Source organism: Saccharospirillaceae bacterium, from assembly GCA_022448365.1.
Classification (GTDB): domain Bacteria; phylum Pseudomonadota; class Gammaproteobacteria; order Pseudomonadales; family Oceanobacteraceae; genus Bacterioplanoides.
The window spans coordinates 1,274,551-1,295,024 of record JAKVCS010000003.1; the positions used below are offsets into that span (position 1 = coordinate 1,274,551).

A 20,474-nucleotide genomic window follows, 5' to 3' on the forward strand; every position below is an offset into this window, starting at 1 on the left:
TCCTGCTCATCCGGCTGCCTGCTCAATGGGCAGCCCACGCTCACCGCGGACCAACTTTTCTTTTTCTTTCTTCGGTAATTGTTTTACCCGGTATTCTATTTTTGAAGCCGAACTGCGGTCACCCACAACCTGCTGAAACACCAGTGATAACGGGCCTTTACCGCGCAGAGCACGAGCCCCCTTGTTGCCAGTAAGATGCTCTTTAAAACGCCGTGAAACATCCGTGGAAATCCCGCAGTACAAGCAGCCTCCGGCAGTACGGACCAAGTAAACCGACCACATTGCCGTTTCCAGTACGGGCGAAGGTTCGTCGTCTGGCATGATTTACCCCCTACTTAATTCAAAAAAATATCCGTATGGTAACGTTTTTCCGCTATCCAGATAATCGCACCCCTATGCACACCGTGTTTCGTGATCCAATCAGTGGGCTTACTCATTTAGCAGGCGCAATTTTCGCGATTGTGGCGTTATGTATTTTGTCGGTTCAGGCTGCACTGCATGGCAACGTCTGGCATATGGTGTCGTTTGTGATTTTTGGTGCGACCATGTTCCTGATGTTCGCCAGCAGTGCACTGTACCATCTGATGCATACCAGTGAAGAGGCGATTCGCTGGTTAAAACGCATCGATCACATGGCGATTTTTCTGATGATTGCCGGCAGTTACACCCCCATCTGTCTGGTACCACTGAACGGTAATATCGGCTGGATTCTTTTTTCAGTCGTTTGGGCATTGGCCGTTGCCGGCATTGTCCTAAAGCTGGTGTGGATCAGTGCGCCACGCTGGTTATCCACACTGATTTACCTGGCAATGGGCTGGTTGGTGCTATTCGCAGCAGGGCCGGCGATGGAGACCATTCCCGTCGATGCTCAGTGGTGGATTCTCTATGGCGGCGTCAGCTATACATTGGGCGCAATCGTTTACGCGTTAAAGTGGCCTAACCCATGGCCACGCTGGTTCGGTTTTCACGAAATTTGGCATCTGTTTGTGATGGCAGGCGTATTTTGCCACTTCTGGGCAATTGCATTCCATTTGGCTACCATTCCGGTTTTACCCTGAACCATTGGTTAATCTGGATTATTTGTGAGTCAGCCACAACTTGAAAATGGTGCTCTGGTCATCAGTCGCAACGTCGTCATTCCGCTTTACCAAATAGAATTAAATGCGATTCGTGCGCAGGGCGCGGGCGGTCAAAACGTCAATAAAGTCTCCTCCGCGATTCATCTGCGTTTCGATATCAATCGCTCCAGCCTGCCCGACTTCTACAAAGAAAAACTGTTGGCGTTAAAAGATCAACGCCTGACAAAAGATGGCGTGCTGATTATTAAGGCTCAGCAGTTTCGTACCCAGGACCTGAACCGCGATGACGCTTTATTTCGATTACAGCAGTTGGTTCGCCATGTTAACCGGGTTGAGAAAAGGCGAATTGCAACCAAGCCGACCCGGGGTTCTCAAAAACGCAGAGTGGAAAGTAAAGTAAAGCGGGGACAAACCAAAAATCTGCGACGTAAAGTGGATTACTAGTCGCTTGATGCAGAGAGATTGTCAACTACGGCTTTTTTTAATCAGATCGTAGGCCGTTTGAATTTCCTGCGTTTTTTCCTTGGCTAGCTTCATCATTTCCTCCGGTAAACCCTTGGCAAGTAGCTTGTCAGGATGATGCTGACTCATCAGTTTACGGTAGGTTTTCTTAAGCTCATCATCCGGTGTATCCGCTTTTACACCCAATACCGCATACGCATTAGCCAGCTGCTGACGCAGATTATCACCCTGATGCACAGACTGTCCGGCGATAGCCGCTTTTACCCGACCATGAATCCATTCAAACTGAAAGGCGCTGATACCAAGTTGCTTGCACAGTTGATTAAATAGATGTCGCTCCTCCAACGCCAGTTCGCCATCGGCATAAGCAACACTGAGCTGAATTTCAAGAAACATCTGTGCCAGACTGGCGCGCTGACTGATGACCCGTTTCAGCGAAACCAGATCGGGGGATAAATCGAAGCCGGCTCGCTTGCCCTCAGTAAAGCAATCAATCGCCGCCTGACGTTGACTTCCACTCAGCCCCATCTGATCCATGATTTGAGTTGCTGCCGCAATCTCGGACTCCGTCACCCGACCATCAGCTTTGGCCAACTTCCCCATCACACGGAAAGTACTGCGGAAGAAGACCTGCTGCACAGATGCTTGATTGGCTGCCAACGGAGAGTCATCGCTACCGACCAGAAAACGGCTAATACTCTGGTCAAATAAGTGTCCGGTAAAGGCACCAATTAATAACCCAAACGGCCCTCCGGTTAACAGTCCAAACGCACCGCCGACTAATTTACCAATAAAAAAATTCATCCCGATATATTCCGCAACAACGTCTGCTCAAGGTTAGCTAGTCGCTGTGGTGTGCCCACATCAACCCAACCACACGGCAGAACCTGCCCTTGTATCGTGCCCCGATCCATCGCCTGACGTAACAGCGGTGCCAGCGGCCTCACGCCTGTGGGTAACCCCATAAATAACGTTGGTGATAACAAACTAACACCAGAAAAAGTCCAGCCCTGTCCGCTTATTTTCGACAGTACTCTTCCCTGGTCGGTTAAAGAAAAATCACCGCCTGGATTATGATCCGGATTTTCCACCAGCCAGAGAAAACCATCCTGTTTTTGATCAAATTGTTCTGCGACAACCCATGCATTACCGTAATCCCAATCCAGCCAGACATCCCCGTTAATCAGCAGAAAAGGCTCACAGGTATCAGTTGCCAACAACGGCAAGGCTTTTATAACGCCGCCAGCGGTTTCCAGTGCCTGGTCTTCCGCGGAATAACGAATACTGCAACCCCAGCGGGAACCATCTCCCAGAGCCTCTTCAACCATATAGCCAAGGTAAGCGTGGTTTATCACTATGTCACGAACCCCTGCCGCGACCAGCTTCTCGATATGGTGTTCGATCAGCGGCTTACCCAGCAGCGGGATGAGGGGCTTCGGGCAATTATCAGTCAGCGGTGCCATTCGGGTGCCACGACCTGCTGCAAGGATCATCGCTTTCATACAGCACGCCCATCGATAAATTGCTGTAAAGCTGGCAGAAAACGTTGCCGAAGCCAATGGTGAAAATCAGAAAACTGTGGATAACGTGCACTGATATCCAACAGGTAGCGGCAAGTGTTTGGGATATCCGCCAGGTAACCGTCTTTGCCATCACGCAGGTGTAAACGAGCAAAAATGCCCGCTGCTTTTAAATGTCGCTGCATCCCCATCCAATCGAAGTCGCGAATAAACGCATCCAGCGATTGCTGACAGATACCTTCGATACTGGCTTGTTGCCAGTAATATTCCAGCAACGGTGTAATAAGCGACTCATCCCAACGCACATAACAATCGCGTAAAAGCGAAACCAGATCATAACTTGCTGCGCCGACCACGGCGTCCTGAAAATCGATAACGCCCAAAGAGCCATCATGTTGTAACATCAGGTTGCGAGAGTGAAAGTCGCGGTGAACCACAACGGCTGGCTGCTGCAGAGCTTGCTCGCGCAGCTGCGCGAACACCTGCTGCAACATAGCCTGTTCTGCGTTACTGAGTTCCAGCTTCAGTTCTTTGACGCACAGCCAATCACTGAACAGCGCCATTTCCTGATCCAGTAACGCACCATCATAAGACGGTAAATCCGTTGTTGGTAGTTGCTGAATGGTAATCAGCTGGTCGATCGCCTGACGATACAATTGCTGAATATGTTCTGTACTGCTCCCCTGCTGGTGCAGAGCCGGCCATAACATGTCATCGCCAAAGTCTTGCAGCAGCATAAACCCCTGATCAAAGTTATGAGCGATGACCTCTGGAACAGCAATATCATGCTGATGCCAATGCCGAGCAATGCGCACAAACCGCGGATTATCCTCTTTATCGGCCGGTGCATCCACGGCAATCCAACTGCTATATTGCTGGTCTTGACAAAAATTTAAGCGAAAATAGCGGCGAAAACTGGCATCACCCGATACCGTGTCCAGCTCTGGTGTGACGCTGTGTTGATACTGCTGGCGAATAATATCCGCTGCCCAGTGCGCGAGTTGGTCGCGACGCTGATCCATGCTGGCCTCTCAGAGTTAGTCGTTCTAGAATTGGGCGCCTGCGCGCTGGCACCATCAATAACACCAATTTCAGGTATTATGTGTCGTTACTCAGCCCGTAATGTAACACAGTTAATAATATGGACAGGCGCGTTGCAGCCACTATGACTACTCAAGCCGGAAAAATTTGTTTTAACGCACTGCTGCTCAGCCTGATCATCACTCCGGTTGCCAGCCAGGTTCAGGCACAGCGTGCGACTCATCAGCAACCGGGCTATCTGAACTGGTATCCAAGCGTATATCTGAGCGAAGAGGAACAACAAGGCATGATGTCTTTTTGTTCTGGTGCATACCGTCAGTCTCAGATCACACCAATCGCAGGTGATTATATTGAGGTTGAGGCCAATGAATCTGAACGTGATCAAAACGGTGATACGCATTTCTCCGGCAATGTCGAATTTCGCCAGCACGACCGGATTCTGACCGGTGACCAGGCCAGCTGGTTTCCTGCCAGCCAATCAGGTTTCTTCTCGGGTAATGTCCGCCTGCAGACCTCTGACATCACGCTTTACGGCGACAGAGCCGAAGTCGATGAACGCGAGCAGATGCAATTCACCGCTGCCGAGTATTCTATTCCAGCGCGACACCTGCGTGGCAGCGCTGACACCATTGCCAGTGAGGGTGATGGTAAGCTGAAACTTCAACACGCGACGCTCACCTTTTGCGAACCACAGAGCAACGACTGGGATATCGCCGCTTCAGAGCTGAACCTTGATCAGAAGCGAGGTATTGGCAGTGCCTGGCATGCCAGACTGCGTATCGCCGATGTGCCGGTAATGTATTTGCCCTACTACCGGTTTCCAATTGGCGATCAGCGCACCACTGGTTTCCTAAATCCGCAGTTTTCGATCAATGGCCAATTTCAGGCCGAAGATATTCAGCTACCTTTTTACCTGAATCTTGCGCCCAATCTGGATGCGACCATCACCCCGCATCACATTCTTAATCGTGGGTTGCTGTGGGAGTCTCAGTTACGCCATAAAACCCGCTGGTTTGGCGATGGCGAACTGAATCTGGGTTATCTCGATAGCGACCGCCAGCAACGACAAGAATTCGCCGACTTCAATGCTGCCCTGCCGGAGGGTGCGACCAATCAAAAGGAGTCGGATGAACGGTATCTGATCAACTACCAGCAACAAGGCCAAATTAATCAAAACTGGTCACATCGCTGGGTCTACAACAAGGTCAGCGATAAAGATTATTTATCCAATATGAAGCCGACCGCTGCGGTTGACCGAACCACCCATTTACCGCGTCGTGGTGAAATTCTGTTCAATCAGACTGATTGGCACTTTGATATCACCGCAGAAAGCTTCCAGACCGTCGACGAGACCATTGCATTAAAAAATCGTCCTTACCGACGTTTGCCACAGCTGAACCTGAATTACACACCCAGCGTCATCAACGATTGGCAGTTGGAGCAAGAGCTGCAATACACCCGCTTTACTCGTGATGACAGCGCTAAGATCAATAACGCCGATGTTGAGTTGGTCGGATTTGATGCCCTGAATGGACGCCGCTGGTTATCAGACTCCGCTGTTTCCTATCCGTTTGAATGGCCATTTGGTTTCCTGACTCCCAAGGCCGAATACCGCCATCGCCAATATCAACTAACCGATGCTGATGAAACGATCAGCCAGGATGAGGCGACCGAGCTGAATATCCGCCATGGTGTGGGTCGCTACAGCCTCGATGCCGGCGTTTACTTTGACCGCGAATTTAACTGGTTTGGCAGCGATTACCAACAGACACTGGAGCCAAGGGTATTCTGGGTAAAAAGCCCTTATCTGGCCGGCCAGGAGAATATTCCTAACTTTGATACCACCGTCAGCACGGTATCGTTTTCCAGTTTATTCACAGGTGAACGTTTCAGTGGTGGTGACCGTCTGGCCGACCTTGATCAAACCAGCATTGGTTTAACCACCCGTATTATCCGCGATGATGGCCTGGAACAGTTCCGCCTGAGTCTTGGTCAGATCCAATACAACGAAGACCGTCGCGTTCAGTTAACCGAAACCGCCACCCTTGATGTGGCAGACACCCAATCAACCTCCAGTACACTGGCCGAAGTTGAGTGGAATCCGGATGAAAAGTGGTCGCTGTATCACACCCTGGAATGGGATCCATTTGAAGATTACGCCAAGCAGCGGCGCTATGGCGTGCGTTTCGAAGGCGTCGACAACCGCTTCCTCAGCGCCTCCACGAATGCCGTGCAAACTTATGACGCCGAAAATGACCGTTTCGAAACCAAAACCAAGCAACTGGACTGGGGGTTCTTCTGGTCACTGAATGATCGCTGGGCATTGGTCGGCCGGCAGTTGCGTGACCTGCGTTCCTACAAAGACGAAGCGAAACGCCCGGTCAGTGATGTGCTGGAATCCATCGCCGGACTGGAATATCAGAATTGTTGTTGGCGGGTCCAGCTGCTCTATCGCGAAAGCTCTCCCAAAGAATCTGATACCGAGAGCGACTTCACCACAGACAAAAAATACGGCTTTATGCTCAGCATCCAGCTTAAAGGCCTGACCACCCTGGGTGGTGGCACCGATGCCCTTATTGAAGATGCAGTAACCGGTTACTCAAGACGAAAATATCATGACTTTTAAACACCTTATCTCTGCCAGCCTCATCAGTGCGGCTTTATTCACATCCGCCACGCAGGCGGCACCTGTCTCCATCGACCAGGTGGCCGCTGTGGTCGATGATGACATCATCATGAACAGCGAGTTGCTGCAACGCATGGAAACAGTGCGTCAGCAAAATGCCGGAGCTTCGTTACCACCGAGTGACGTGCTGCGCAGCCAGGTACTGGAGCGCATGGTATTGGAGAGCATCCAGCTGCAAATGGCCGACCGAGGCGCCATTCGTATCAGCGACACCGAACTCAACGATGCGATTCGCCGAATTGCAGCACAGAATCAGATGTCACTGACACAATTCCGTCAAGCCATGGAAGCCGAAGGCGTTTCTTTTTCTCAGGCACGCGAACAAATTCGTAACGAAATGCGAGTCAGTCGTGTGCAGCGTTTCCAGGTTGGTGAACGTATCCAGATTACGGATCAGGATGTGGCTTACTTCCTGGCGTCTGATCTGGGTAAGATGGCGTCTGCTGCCGAATACGAGATTGGTCATATTCTGATCGCCGTGCCGGCTCAGGCCAGCCCGGCAAACATTCAGAAAGCAGAAAAGAAAGCACAAAGCGTGGTTCAGGCACTGCGTGAAGGGGCCGATTTCCGTCAGACTGCCATCGCTAAATCCAACGGCCGTAACGCGCTCAAAGGCGGTAACCTGGGTTGGCGTAAAGAAGCTCAGCTGCCTGGGATTTTTGCTAACGTAATACCGGCGATGACAACCGGCGATATCAGCAACCCGATCAAAAGTGCCAGCGGCTATCACATCGTCAAATTACTCAATAAGCGCGGCGGTAATACCCAAATGGTTACACAGTCGAAGGTTCGCCATATTCTGGTGCAACCGAATGAGCTGCGGAACAAAGAAAAAACCGCAGCATTGATTCAACAACTCTACCAACGCTTGCAAGCGGGTGAGGATTTTTCTGAACTGGCGCGCGAATTCAGCGATGACCCTGGTAGTGGCGCCAGCGGCGGTGATCTTGGCTGGGTAAATCCGGGCGACATGGTGCCGGCCTTCGATAAAACCATGGCGGTAACCGAGCCAGGTCAAATGAGCACTCCATTTGAGAGTCGCTTCGGCTGGCATATTTTGTTGGTTGAAGACCGCAAGCAAACTGATATCGGCATTGAGAAACAGCGCGACCAGGTACGCCAGATGCTGTATGGCCGTCGCTTCGAGGAAGAATTGCCCATCTGGTTACGTAAAATTCGTTCCGAAGCGTACGTTGATATTAAGGCGCCTCAATGATTATTCGCCTGGCAATTACCGCCGGAGAGCCAGCAGGCATTGGACCTGATTTGTGTGTCCAGTTGGCGCAACAAAAACACGCCCAGCAGCTGGTTGTGATTGCAGACCCCCAACTGCTGACGGAGCGGGCCGAGCAACTGGGGCTGCCGCTGACGGTCAAGTTGTTAGATCCGGCAACAAATCCGAAAATTGCCGCCAGCGGCGAACTCTGGGTGTACCCGGTTAGGCTGAAACACCCTGCCCTGGCAGGACAGCTCAACAGAGATAATGCCGATTATGTATTGGAAACTCTGCGGATCGCCGCGCAAGGGTGTCTCGATGGTTGGTGGCAAGGTATTGTCACCGCGCCGGTGCATAAAGGGGTAATCAACGAAGGGGCGACCGAGTTACAGGGCGACACAGGTTTCAGTGGCCATACCGAATATTTTCGCGACTACTGTGGTGTCAAAGAAGTCGTTATGATGCTGGCAACCAGTGACTTGCGGGTTGCGTTAGTGACCACCCATCTGCCGCTGCGCGAAGTCGCCGATGCCATCACCGCTGAACGTATTCAGCGAGTCAGTCGTATTCTGCATCAGGACCTGAAGACGTTCTTCGGCCTTACCGATCCCAGGATTCTGGTTGCCGGACTGAATCCTCACGCCGGAGAAGATGGCCATTTAGGCCGTGAAGAAATAGACACCATTACCCCCACTCTGAATGAGCTGCGTTCAGAGGGCCTGAATCTGATTGGTCCGTTACCCGCAGACACACTCTACACTCCCAAGCTATTAGATAACGCCGATGCAACCCTGGCGATGTATCACGATCAGGGCCTACCGGTACTAAAATTCCACGGATTCGGTCGTGCCGCTAATATTACTCTTGGACTCCCGATTATCCGCACTTCGGTTGATCATGGCACCGCACTTGATCTGGCAGGCACAGGTCAGGCAGATTGCGGAAGTCTGGCCACAGCCATCGAAGTCGCCAGCCAAATGGCAAGCAATCTATGAACAAAGCATCAAACAAGCACTCGTTAAATCCTAACGATCATGGTCACAAAGCGCGCAAACGCTTCGGTCAGAACTTTCTGCATGACCACTATGTGATCGACAAAATTGTGCGTTCCATCAACCCGAAGGCAGAAGACTGTTTGGTTGAAATTGGTCCTGGTATGGGGGCGATCACCGAGCCTTTACTGGAGGCTAGCGGGCGTTTAAATGTGGTTGAACTGGATCGCGATCTGGTGCCAATCCTGCGCACAAAGTTCTTCAATTATCCCGACTTCAGAATTTTCGAAGGCGACGCACTGAAATTTGATTTTCGCCAACTGCTTGACCACGACGATCAGCAGCTGCGCATTGTTGGTAATCTGCCTTACAACATCTCCACGCCCCTGATTTTCCACTTCCTCAGCCACCATATGATGGTGAAAGACATGCACTTTATGCTGCAAAAAGAAGTGGTTGATCGTCTGGCTGCCGGGCCAGGCTGCTCGGATTATGGCCGTCTGGGCATTATGGCGCAGTACTATTGCCGGGTTGAACCACTGTTTATTGTCGGACCAGGTTCATTCAACCCGCCGCCGAAAGTGGATTCAGCCATCGTTCGGCTGGTACCGTACGACGAACTGCCCTATCCGGCGAAAGACGCCAAAGTTTTACAACGGGTTGTCCGTGAAGCCTTCAGCATGCGTCGTAAAACCATTCGCAACACCCTGAAAAAGTTGCTGAATGCCGAAGAAATTGAAGCATTGGGTCTCGACACCAGCTTGCGTCCCGAACGCCTGACATTGCAGGATTACGTCAAAGTGGCGGACGCGGTGTACGATAAACAACAGCGGGAAACTCCCGATAACTAAGACAGAGCGGTTGAGAGAATATCCATGAACCATCTGGACGACAGCATCGAGGTTGATGTGATCAGCGAATACCTGGCGGATCAATCGGTGCCCGACGAGCAACGTTACGTGTTTGCTTATCACATCCGTATTCTGAATCACGGAGATCAGGCAGCAACTCTGCGCAGCCGCCATTGGTTCATCGCTAACGGTAATGCCGATGTGCAGGAAGTGAATGGTGAAGGGGTGGTCGGCGAACAGCCAACCATTGAACCCGGTGGTAACTTTGACTACTCCTCTGGTGCCGTATTGGCAACACAGGTAGGCAGTATGCGTGGGTATTACGTCATGGAAGCGGCCGACGGTACGCTGTTTCATGCCACCATTCCGGTATTTACCCTGGCAATTCCGCATGCGCTAAACTGACAAACGACTGAAGATTACCGGAATAAGAACACTGTAAATGGCCATATACGCGATCGGTGACATTCAAGGCTGCTATGAACCTTTGCAACGACTGCTGGATAAAGTCGGATTTGACCGCGCAAAAGACCACTTATGGATTGCAGGGGATCTGGTCAACCGTGGTCCGCAATCATTAGAGGTACTGCGTTTCCTTGAGAATCTGGGTCACAGAGCCACCTGTGTTCTCGGTAACCATGATCTTCACCTCCTAGCCATCTATTACGCCGATCACAAGCAAAAACGCAGTGATACCCTCGATCAGATCATAAAAGCTACCGATGCGGATAAACTCATGGATTGGTTAAGGCACCAGCCACTAGTGCATTTCGATGAGGCGCGCAACTGGTGTATGAGCCATGCTGGCATCCCACCGAAATGGAGCGGCCGCAAAGCTCACAAGTTATCTCAGGAGGTCGAAGCGGTTTTACAAGGCAATCACCCGCGCCAGTTCTTTGAACAAATGTACGGTAATAAACCGGCTTGCTGGAATAAAAATCTGACAGGCACAGATCGCCTGCGAACAATCGTCAACTACCTGACTCGCATGCGTTTTATTGATAACAGGGGGACGCTGGATTTGCTCAGTAAAGAAGGTCTTGATACTGCGCCAAATGGCTTCATTCCCTGGTTCAAACACCCTAACCGTAAAGCCGCAAATACCAGACTGCTGTTTGGTCATTGGGCTGCGCTGGAAGGTAAAGTCGATACTGAAAACGTTTATGCTCTGGATACCGGCTGTGTCTGGGGTGGCAAATTAACCGCACTGCGCCTGGACGATGAAACGTTCTTCCGGGTCGGTGCAAAACCGAAAAAGAAGAGTAAATAATGCAAGCCTTTCAACGTATCCATAGCGACGATGCCAAAACGATGATGGAGCAATCGACAACGCAAATCATCGATATTCGTGATGCCATGAGTTTTGACGCTGGCCGGATTACAGGCGCGATTCGTGTTGATAACCAAAACCTGAACGATTTTATGAACAGCGCCGACAAAACAACAGCACTATTGGTTTGCTGCTATCACGGCAATTCCAGCCAAGGGGCAGCTCAGTACTTTGCTGAACAGGGGTTTGTTGACGTGTACAGTTTGGATGGCGGATTTGAGGTGTGGAAGACGACCTTCCCCGAGCTATGTGAGAAGTAGTCTTTGGAACTTAATCCTGAGCATTTCTGACATTATCAGCCGACCTCAGCTTACCATCAATGAGCCGCTTGTTTCCTCATACAAGCGGTTGACTTTCCTCCCCTACCTCTCAGTTTCAATCGTCATTGGCCAACAACGGCATGAAGACTGCTTGCTAACATTTGTGCGCTGGAAATTAATGTTCTCACAATTATTTACTGGCGAAACGCAACTAACCTGAACCATACTGATCTAATAAAACGTATTAACTGACAATTTCTGAAGTAAAAAAGATGTAGCAGAAGTAGCCAAAATTCAGCGAGACAAGGGGTGCCCTATGACTGTATTCAGCCGCTATCAGGAACGGTATCAAGCAACTCAGGAAGAAGTGATGAGCTTGCAACAATACCTGGAACTCTGCAAACAGGATCCCAGCGTATATGCAACCGCAGCCGAACGCATACTCATGGCGATAGGCGAACCTGAAGTGGTTGATACCTCCAGAGACATTCGCCTCAGTCGTATTTTCTCCAACAAAGTCATAAGACGCTATCCGGCTTTTTCCGAATTTTATGGCATGGAAGAAGCGGTAGAAAACATCGTCTCTTATTTCCGCCATGCCGCACAGGGGCTGGAAGAACGTAAACAGATTCTCTACCTGCTCGGCCCGGTCGGTGGCGGCAAGTCCTCTCTGGCAGAGCGCCTGAAGCAACTGATTCAGCATATACCTTTTTATGCAATTAAAGGCTCACCCGTATTTGAATCGCCGTTAGGCTTATTCGAACCGGATGAAGACGCTCATATTCTCGAAGAAGACTATGGTATTCCCAAGCGATACCTCGGCAAAGTCATGTCACCCTGGGCGGTGAAACGCCTGCATGAATTTGGCGGTGATATCAGTAAGTTCGAGGTCGTAAAACTCTATCCTTCCATTCTTGACCAGATAGGCGTTGCTAAAACTGAACCCGGCGATGAGAACAATCAGGACATATCCTCGCTGGTCGGTAAGGTCGATATTCGTAAGCTGGAAGATTTTGCCCAGGATGACCCGGATGCATATGCGCACTCTGGTGCCCTTTGTCGTGCCAATCAGGGTCTGATGGAATTTGTTGAAATGTTCAAAGCCCCCATCAAAGTTTTGCATCCGCTACTGACAGCCACACAAGAGGGTAACTACAACGGCACAGAAGGCATGGGCGCTATGCCTTTTGAAGGTATTATTCTGGCTCACTCGAATGAATCAGAATGGCAAACCTTCCGCAACAACAAGAATAACGAAGCCTTCCTAGATCGTGTGTATATCGTCAAAGTGCCGTATTGCCTGAGAGTGGATGAGGAAGTCAATATTTATGAAAAACTATTGAAAAGCAGTTCGCTGTCCGATGCGCAATGTGCTCCGGACACGCTCAGTATGCTCGCGCAATTTACTGTCCTGTCGCGCCTACTGGTGCCGGAAAACTCCAGCATTTACTCCAAAATGCGGATATACAACGGTGAAAATCTGAAAGACACCGACCCAAAAGCCAAATCGATTCAGGAATATCGTGACGGTGCTGGCGTCAATGAAGGCATGAGTGGTATTTCGACCCGTTTTGCCTTCAAGATCTTATCCAAAGTATTCAACTTCGATTCTGCCGAGGTGGCAGCGAACCCGGTTCATTTGCTGTATGTGCTGGAGCAAGCCATTGAACAGGAACAATATCCGGAAGAAACCCACGACCGTTATCTGAATTATATTAAAGAATATCTGGCGACAGAATACGTCGACTTTATTGGCAAGGAAATCCAGACGGCTTACCTCGAGTCATACTCCGAGTACGGTCAGAACATTTTCGATCGCTACGTTACTTATGCTGATTTCTGGATTCAGGATCAGGAATATCGTGATCCGGAAACCGGAGAAATGCTCGACCGGGTTGCGATCAATGAAGAGCTGGAGAAAATCGAAAAATCGGCAGGCATCAGTAATCCGAAAGATTTCCGCAATGAGATTGTGAACTTTGTTTTGCGTGCTCGGGCAAATAACAACGGCAACAATCCTTCATGGCAATCTTACGAGAAGATGCGGGCTGTTATTGAGAAAAAAATGTTCTCGAATACGGAAGATCTTCTGCCAGTTATTTCTTTCTCTGCCAAATCTTCATCTGATGACCAGAAGAAACATGACGACTTTGTCGAGCGTATGAAAGAAAGAGGTTACACCGAGAAGCAAGTCCGGTTGTTGTCAGAGTGGTATCTGCGAGTAAGGAAGTCTCAGTAACTACTCAGTCTGCCGTTAAAGCAGATAACAACATCCGAAGCATTGTCAGAGTGCTGTGTTCAGCTCTCTGACTAACCGAGGTGGTCTATGTCATACATAATTGATCGACGTTTAAACGGAAAAAACAAGAGTATGGTGAATCGCCAGCGTTTTTTGCGGCGGTATAAAAGTCATATCAAAGATGCTGTTTCTGATGCCGTAAATAAGCGCTCGATTACCGATATGGAGCGTGGTGAGCAAGTTAGTATTCCAACACGCAGTACGCATGAGCCGATGATTTCGCATGGTCAGGGTGGGAAACAACACAGAGTTTTTCCAGGCAATAAAGAATTCCATACCGGTGATCATATCGATAAGCCGCAAGGTGGAGGCGCCGGCTCAGGCAGTGGTCAAGCCAGTAATCAGGGGGAAGGAGAAGACGACTTTTCTTTCTATTTAACGAAAGAAGAATTTCTCAATTATCTGTTTGATGACCTTGCCTTGCCAAACATGGTAAAGAAGACTTTGAGCCAATCAAGTGAATATAAAACACTCCGGGCAGGGTTCGTATCGGAAGGCACCCCTAACAACCTGTCTGTGGTCCGGTCTTTACGCAATGCTCATGCCCGCCGAATTGGCATGACATCCGGAAAACGCAAAAAACTGAAAACCCTGAGAGCGGAACTGCTGGAGCTACAACAACAATCTCCCCCGAAACGAGACAGAATCAGCGAAGTTGAAACTCAGATTGACGATCTCGAACGACGAATTAAACTGGTTCCTTTTATAGATGACCTCGATCTGCGCTATCGAAGTCAGGTAAAAGTACCCGTGCCAAGCAGTAAAGCTGTGATGTTTTGCCTGATGGATGTTTCTGGTTCGATGACGCAAGATGTTAAAGACATCGCCAAGCGGTTTTATATTTTGCTGTATTTATTCCTGCAGAAAAACTACGACAAAATTGACATCGTATTTATTCGCCATCACACCAGTGCAAAAGAGGTGTCAGAAGAGGACTTCTTTTATTCTCGCGAAACTGGCGGAACCATCGTATCCAGTGCTCTCAAGCTGATGAATCAGGTTGTTGAAGAGCGTTACAGCGGTTCTGAATGGAATATTTATGCGGCACAGGCCTCCGATGGCGACAATTGGGATGATGACTCACCACTGTGCGCTCAGATTCTCAGGGAACAGTTGCTACCTGCGGTGCAGTATTTTTCTTACATCGAAATCACACCCAATCAGCATCAGGCTTTGTGGCAAGCTTACGACGATTTATCCAAAACTCACAGTCAGGAATTTGCTATGGCTCAGATTCGCGACGCCGGTGATATTTATCCGGTTTTTCGTGAACTGTTTGCCAAAGAAAAATACCAACAGGCGAGCTGAGTGTGGAGGTGTTATGACTGCTCGAAAAGAGAACTATATATCAACCGATTCAGACTGGACGTTCGAACTGTTGCAGCAGTACGACGAAGAAATTGCCAGGGTTGCTGCGATCTACAAGCTCGATACGTATCCAAATCAAATAGAAGTTATCAGCGCCGAACAAATGATGGATGCTTATTCATCCGTTGGTATGCCAATCGGCTACAATCACTGGTCATACGGTAAACAGTTTCTCTCAACCCAGAAAAACTACCAGCGTGGTCAGATGGGTCTGGCCTATGAAATTGTTATCAATTCCGATCCTTGTATTGCTTACCTCATGGAAGAAAATACCCTTCCGATGCAAGCGTTGGTTATTGCACATGCTTGCTACGGCCATAATTCGTTCTTTAAAGGCAATTACCTGTTCCGCACCTGGACTGATGCCAGTTCAATCATCGACTATTTACTGTTCGCCAAAAACTACGTTCGAAAATGTGAAGAGCGCTATGGCCAGGAAGAAGTAGAACAAATTCTTGATGCTTGCCATGCTTTGCAAAACTACGGGGTTGATCGCTATCGCCGTCCTAAGCCAATATCGGCAGCCGAGGAGAAAATGCGTCAGCAGGAGCGGGAAGATATTCTGCAACAACAATTAAATGACTTATGGCGTACGATTCCCAATCAACAAAAATCCTCTGAGAAAAACCGTAAAGGTCAATTTCCGGAAGAACCACAAGAGAACCTGCTGTACTTTCTTGAGAAAAATGCTCCGTTACTTGCCCCATGGCAGCGTGAAATCATTCGTATTGTACGTAAAATTTCACAGTACTTTTATCCGCAACGTCAAACTCAGGTTATGAACGAAGGCTGGGCGACATTCTGGCATTACACCCTGTTAAACCATCTGTATGACGAAGGGAAAGTTAACGATGGCTTTATTATGGAGTTTCTGACATCCCACACCAATGTGGTATTTCAACCCCCCTTTGATGCTCCTTATTACAACGGTATCAATCCATATGCATTGGGCTTCAATATGTTTCAGGATATTAAACGGATATGCCAGAATCCAACGGATGAAGATAAAGAGTGGTTTCCGGATATGGCCGGCAGCGATTGGCTGGAGACGTTGCATTTTGCAATGAGCAACTTCAAAGATGAGAGTTTTATTCAACAGTTCCTGTCACCCAAACTGATGCGAGACTTTCATTTATTCGGTATCTATGACGACGCTGACAAATCGAACTATCGGGTCGAAGCGATTCATGATGAAAAAGGTTATCGTAACCTGAGAGAAATGCTGGCGCGCCAATACGATCTATCGATGCGAGAGCCGAATATTCAGGTCTGGTCTGTTGATCTGGAGGGAGATCGCTCTCTGACTCTTCGTCACACGATGCACAATGAAACGCCATTGTCGGCAGACACTCATGAGGTATTAAAGCATCTGCACTTGCTGTGGGGATTTGATATTCACCTGGAAACGTACCACGAAAAACGTATGGTGAAACGCATCAGCTGCCCGGCAACGTCGCTTGACGATTTATAAACCGCTGATAGCTGATACAAGTTGCACTGGTAACGGAAAACACGTTACCAGGCAATCACCATATCATCTCGTTGAATGGCTAAATACTCTGCCGTGTATTGCATTTCGGCAATGACAAATTGTGGCTGTACCTGCTTAACCACAACCTCCGTTGCCATATCACTTAATTCGGTTCGCGGTTCCAGATCGAGGTTATAAAAGGTGCCGGTTCGGTACACCTGAAATTTATCGCCTGGGCGAATACCGGCGCCGGCGTTGGCTTCGATATGTAATCTATTACCACGTGCTTTTACCACACGTGCCATAAATGGCTGACAGCGCAGTACTTCATCCAGATCGTCGACCACAGTGGTCAATACTGAGCGAACCTGATTACCGTAGCCGGTGCGCCAGAATTGAGGAGAGGCAAAGCCTACTCTTTTCTGACGAGGCAAATCCCAGCTACCTGAGGTAGAGTAGCTGCGCTGAAACAGCATGGCGCCACTCAAACCATCATGTACGAACACGTCCAGCACGAACTGTCGTGCATCTTCTTGCTGCGCCACGCCTAATAAAGAAAGCCACTGATCGGTGACACCTGGTTCACTCTCTCGCGCATCTCCTTGCATGGCCAGATCGCGCACAACACCTGAAACGACATACTGTGCTCCCAGCTGGGTCGCCAGAGAGATAGACGTGGTTAACCGCTGCTGCGGAGTTTCAGCGGATGGAGCGCGTCGCGGGTCACGAAATAAGCTGCTGCGTGTGGCATCGAGTGCATGCGTAGCACCGCGATTGTTCAGCGTATTGATTAATACGCGGGGCAAGTCCTGCTCGATGTTCTGAAGCTGGCCAATACTTGCCTGCATCGGATTGGCCAAACCAAAACCCGTTACTGCGATGGCTTTACGGTAGCGCTGGCTGCTGTTGGGGCACATCGTTGTAGCGCTGACATCCGCACGTATCGCTACCTGATATAAGCCATCAAGCTGGTCCTCCCACAAGACTTCGACATTTTTAAGCTGGGAGTTAGACGTCAGTTTTACTTTATCTTCTTCAACAACACCATGCTCCATAAGCTGCGTGCTGCTGATTTGAGCACCAGCCCGTAAACTTGCCTGTCGCATGGCGTCGTCCATCGCCCGTTCCCGCACCCGCGACAAAGCGCCGTCGATTGGCGCCTGTCCAACAACTTCAACTGACAACGCAGATACAGTGGGCACCAATATCAGTGTCGACAAAATGCACAGTAAGGTCGCAGCACGAGTCATAGTGAACTCCGGTTACTCAATAAAATAGAAGCCTGACTCCGGCATCGACGCTTCACCCTGAACGCGCTGACGCTGGCTTGCAGCAAAGTGATTTGAATTATTGCCGCCCAGAGGCACACGGCAGTCGACATTAAAGCGCTGACTATCGGTGGTCTGCAGGCAGTTACGGAAGCCCTGATCAATGATCATTTCAAGAATGGTTTCGACACTTCCATCCGGCAGAACATCCGTCGACACAACACGAGCACCGTGCATATAGGTTTCAACATAGGTACGGAATCGATCATTCTGAACCACCATATCACGCACAGTGGTACTGCCCTGCACCGAGGCGCCATAAACCCGTTCTGCCATAGAACGATAAGCATCCATTTTTGATGCACGAATCGCCATCAGACGTTTTTGCACACTGCTCTTTTTGCTGTCGCTGTCCATCGCACCATAACCGACAACCCGCAAAACCATTGGAGCAATCGGGTCAATCTCCTGCTCAACGGGTTGGAAAAAAGCCTCAGGCTCTTCAACAATATTATCTTCTTCAATCAATGCGCTGGAGCAAGCTTGCAGCCCCAACATAACAGCAGCGGCCAAGCCGATCCTGGCAAAAGGTTTCATACGGTATCTCCCAAACTAATATTCGGTTAAGAGGTGACTTAGCTTCTGTATCGGCGCCAGTCTCAGTAAATTTAGCAACAACAACAGGAAATTTTCACTGGACGACAATATGGCGCATTAGACCCAGCTCACAGTTTCAGAATTAACTGAGTGTTTCACCCCTGACTACGAGAAAATCGCCATGCAAGGCCCCGTTTTTATGGCTATGATTAGCATCACACAAATAAAAGGACTGGCCCTGTAGTTTCGAGGTGGGGAGCCGGACGCCTGGCGATGACAATCGCTCCGCTCCCAGTCGGTAGAAGGTTTATCGGAGCCAGAAGGACTTCGCCCACATATTCAGGAAATGTGATCATGATTAAACGCTCTCTTCTTGCCGCAACCATTGCCGGCATTGGTTCGCAGGCGGTCGTCGCAGCACCATTTATGCCGATGGATGCGCGTGGCCTTGCCATGGGTAATACCGGCGTTGCCAGCGCTCAACGCGCTCACGCTCCAGCATACAACCCATCGTTACTTTCCCAGGCACATGAAAATGACGATTTTGCGTTATTGATCCCTCAAATCGGGGTAAATCTTGCTGATGAGGAGGGCCTGGTGGATGATGCAAATGACATCATTGACGAGATTGTCCCGGACTTTGAGCGGTTGTTTGAAAATGGCAGCGCCTTCAACAACGACATCAACACATTATCCACCAGTGCAAGCGATCTGAGTGACGCGATTACTGACCTTCAGAAAGCCATCGCCGACAACAATGTGCTGCAAATCAGGAATAGCGCAACACAAGCGGCGCTCTCGAATACAAAGCTCAAACAATCTCTTGGAAGCGTTAACAATCAAATTAATGACGTAAACACAGTAACGGAGGAGCTGAACAAGTCTCTGGACGCCATCTCTGGTAGTCCACTCCGAGGACGTCTTGGTGTTGGTGCTGCACTGGCATTTCCGGGTAAAAAATTCGCCGCAGCGTTGAGTGCCAATGCTGATGTTAATTTTTCTGGACGTGCTCTGTTCTCCGATCAAGATCAGAATTTAATCACGGCCTACGGTACAGAAGCAGGGAAACTGGTTGGCGAGGCCTCCGATGCGTCTCAGCAACTGGATCAGGTTCTTATCGATATCACAGATAATCCACTAGACCCCTCGCTGTACAGCAAAGTTGTCCCGATTCTGAATCAGGTAAATAATGTTGCCAACTACACCAGTGATGATCCCGTTGAAACGGCGGCTGGCAACATCTTACTGTTCAAAAACGGACAGCTATCTGATGAAGCTGAAAATCCTGATTTAAATTCTCAGGTACAGATCAAAGCAATTGCTGTGGCCGAAGTAGCGCTGTCAATCTCACGAGAGTTCGAATTTTTTGGCGAGAAAGTCGCCATTGGCTTAACGCCTAAGTTACAGCAAATTGAAACCTTCCACTTCGTTACTGAAATCGATAATGATGAGGACATTGACGCTGACGCAGTAGAAGAGTCCCGCGTGAGCTATAACAAAGCAAATATTGATATCGGTCTGTCCTATCGCTTTGGCGGTGAAGACAAATGGATATTAGGTCTGGTGGGTAAAAACCTGATTGGTGAAGAGTTTGATGTGGCTGAAGCCGACGTCAAAGGCAGTAAGAATAACGTAACGCTCAGTGGCGGCACGATTGCCTTAAACCCACAATACCGCGCCGGTCTGGCCTATGGTGGCGATTGGGTAACAGTGGCTGCCGATTTGGATTTAGTGGATAACGATCCGATAGCATTCGAAAAGGCAACACAATACGCTGCGATTGGCGCGGAGCTTGATGCTTTCGATACTGTTCAGTTCCGCGCAGGTTATCGCACCAATCTCAAAGGCAGTAATGATGAGATGGTATCGCTGGGTGCTGGCCTTTCACCATTTGGTGTTCATCTGGACTTAGCCGTTATGGTTAATCCGAACGACCCTGAAAAAGAAGCAGCCGTCGCTCTGGAAACAGGCTTCTATTTCTGACCATTCATCTGGTTCAAAATCGGCGTTACACTAAAGCCCTGGGTGTCTTTA

General features: G+C 49.4%; 19 protein-coding genes. 13 read left to right on the forward strand and 6 right to left on the reverse strand.

The genetic code is table 11. From position 1 onward, the window contains the following. Positions 1–6: 6 nt before the first annotated feature. Positions 7–282, reverse strand: a complete 276-nt coding sequence (locus MK185_09445; GenBank protein MCH2040846.1) for a GIY-YIG nuclease family protein — start codon at positions 280–282, stop codon at positions 7–9. 74 nt (positions 283–356) lie between these two features. Between MK185_09445 and MK185_09450 the strand changes: the two genes are divergently transcribed. Both MK185_09450 and arfB read left to right on the forward strand, forming a co-directional pair. Next, entirely contained in the window at positions 357–1,058 is a 702-nt protein-coding gene (locus MK185_09450) for a hemolysin III family protein (protein MCH2040847.1), read from the forward strand. A 24-nt stretch (positions 1,059–1,082) separates the two neighbouring features. Next, positions 1,083–1,523: an aminoacyl-tRNA hydrolase gene (arfB, locus tag MK185_09455; GenBank protein MCH2040848.1), complete on the forward strand. Its 441-nt coding sequence runs from the start codon at positions 1,083–1,085 to the stop codon at positions 1,521–1,523. Between the two features lie 21 nt (positions 1,524–1,544). Here arfB and djlA read toward each other — a convergent pair whose 3' ends face one another. Genes djlA through MK185_09470 form a run of 3 tightly spaced genes read right to left on the reverse strand, consistent with a single transcriptional unit; the run spans position 1,545 to position 4,083 of the window. Further along, positions 1,545–2,345 carry a co-chaperone DjlA gene (gene djlA, locus MK185_09460; protein MCH2040849.1) on the reverse strand — a complete coding sequence of 267 codons (801 nt, stop codon included), beginning with the start codon at positions 2,343–2,345 and terminating at the stop codon, positions 1,545–1,547. Beyond that, complete coding sequence (locus MK185_09465) at positions 2,342–3,043, reverse strand: nucleotidyltransferase family protein (GenBank protein ID MCH2040850.1); 702 nt, start codon at positions 3,041–3,043, stop codon at positions 2,342–2,344. Before MK185_09465 ends, djlA begins: the two co-directional genes overlap by 4 nt. Beyond that, a complete protein-coding gene (locus MK185_09470) occupies positions 3,040–4,083 on the reverse strand; it encodes a phosphotransferase (protein ID MCH2040851.1) in 1,044 nt (347 codons plus the stop codon). The genes MK185_09465 and MK185_09470 overlap by 4 nt, the downstream gene beginning before the upstream one ends. A 143-nt stretch (positions 4,084–4,226) precedes the next feature. On the opposite strand from MK185_09470, the gene lptD reads away from it, so the two are divergent. The 10 genes from lptD to MK185_09520 all read left to right on the forward strand — a co-directional run bounded on the left by lptD (position 4,227) and on the right by MK185_09520 (position 16,575). Then, a complete protein-coding gene (lptD, locus tag MK185_09475) occupies positions 4,227–6,728 on the forward strand; it encodes an LPS assembly protein LptD (GenBank protein MCH2040852.1) in 2,502 nt (833 codons plus the stop codon). Continuing rightward, positions 6,718–8,004 (forward strand): peptidylprolyl isomerase, encoded by a 1,287-nt coding sequence (locus MK185_09480; protein MCH2040853.1) that lies wholly within the window; start codon positions 6,718–6,720, stop codon positions 8,002–8,004. Before lptD ends, MK185_09480 begins: the two co-directional genes overlap by 11 nt. After that, the gene (gene pdxA / locus MK185_09485) at positions 8,001–8,999 is read left to right on the forward strand and encodes a 4-hydroxythreonine-4-phosphate dehydrogenase PdxA (GenBank protein MCH2040854.1); all 999 of its coding nucleotides are present in this window, start codon (positions 8,001–8,003) and stop codon (positions 8,997–8,999) included. Before MK185_09480 ends, pdxA begins: the two co-directional genes overlap by 4 nt. Next, entirely contained in the window at positions 8,996–9,847 is an 852-nt protein-coding gene (rsmA, locus tag MK185_09490; protein ID MCH2040855.1) for a 16S rRNA (adenine(1518)-N(6)/adenine(1519)-N(6))-dimethyltransferase RsmA, read from the forward strand. Before pdxA ends, rsmA begins: the two co-directional genes overlap by 4 nt. Positions 9,848–9,871: 24 nt before the next feature. Then, entirely contained in the window at positions 9,872–10,252 is a 381-nt protein-coding gene (gene apaG, locus MK185_09495) for a Co2+/Mg2+ efflux protein ApaG (protein MCH2040856.1), read from the forward strand. A gap of 37 nt (positions 10,253–10,289) precedes the next feature. Further along, the gene (locus tag MK185_09500) at positions 10,290–11,117 is read left to right on the forward strand and encodes a symmetrical bis(5'-nucleosyl)-tetraphosphatase (GenBank protein ID MCH2040857.1); all 828 of its coding nucleotides are present in this window, start codon (positions 10,290–10,292) and stop codon (positions 11,115–11,117) included. After that, the gene (gene glpE, locus MK185_09505; GenBank protein ID MCH2040858.1) at positions 11,117–11,437 is read left to right on the forward strand and encodes a thiosulfate sulfurtransferase GlpE; all 321 of its coding nucleotides are present in this window, start codon (positions 11,117–11,119) and stop codon (positions 11,435–11,437) included. The genes MK185_09500 and glpE overlap by 1 nt, the downstream gene beginning before the upstream one ends. Positions 11,438–11,753: 316 nt before the next feature. Beyond that, entirely contained in the window at positions 11,754–13,676 is a 1,923-nt protein-coding gene (locus MK185_09510; GenBank protein MCH2040859.1) for a PrkA family serine protein kinase, read from the forward strand. Positions 13,677–13,763: 87 nt separating this feature from the next. Further along, entirely contained in the window at positions 13,764–15,044 is a 1,281-nt protein-coding gene (locus tag MK185_09515) for a YeaH/YhbH family protein (GenBank protein MCH2040860.1), read from the forward strand. Between the two features lie 13 nt (positions 15,045–15,057). After that, positions 15,058–16,575: a SpoVR family protein gene (locus MK185_09520; GenBank protein ID MCH2040861.1), complete on the forward strand. Its 1,518-nt coding sequence runs from the start codon at positions 15,058–15,060 to the stop codon at positions 16,573–16,575. Positions 16,576–16,619: 44 nt separating this feature from the next. On the opposite strand, the gene MK185_09525 is transcribed toward MK185_09520, so the two are convergent. Further along, entirely contained in the window at positions 16,620–17,825 is a 1,206-nt protein-coding gene (locus tag MK185_09525) for a flagellar assembly protein FlgT (GenBank protein MCH2040862.1), read from the reverse strand. Positions 17,826–17,837: 12 nt separating this feature from the next. After that, positions 17,838–18,440 carry an LPP20 family lipoprotein gene (locus MK185_09530; protein ID MCH2040863.1) on the reverse strand — a complete coding sequence of 201 codons (603 nt, stop codon included), beginning with the start codon at positions 18,438–18,440 and terminating at the stop codon, positions 17,838–17,840. Between the two features lie 354 nt (positions 18,441–18,794). Here MK185_09530 and traF point away from each other — a divergent pair, with 354 nt between their 5' ends. Further along, positions 18,795–20,423: a conjugal transfer protein TraF gene (traF, locus tag MK185_09535; protein ID MCH2040864.1), complete on the forward strand. Its 1,629-nt coding sequence runs from the start codon at positions 18,795–18,797 to the stop codon at positions 20,421–20,423. Positions 20,424–20,474 lie beyond the last annotated feature (51 nt).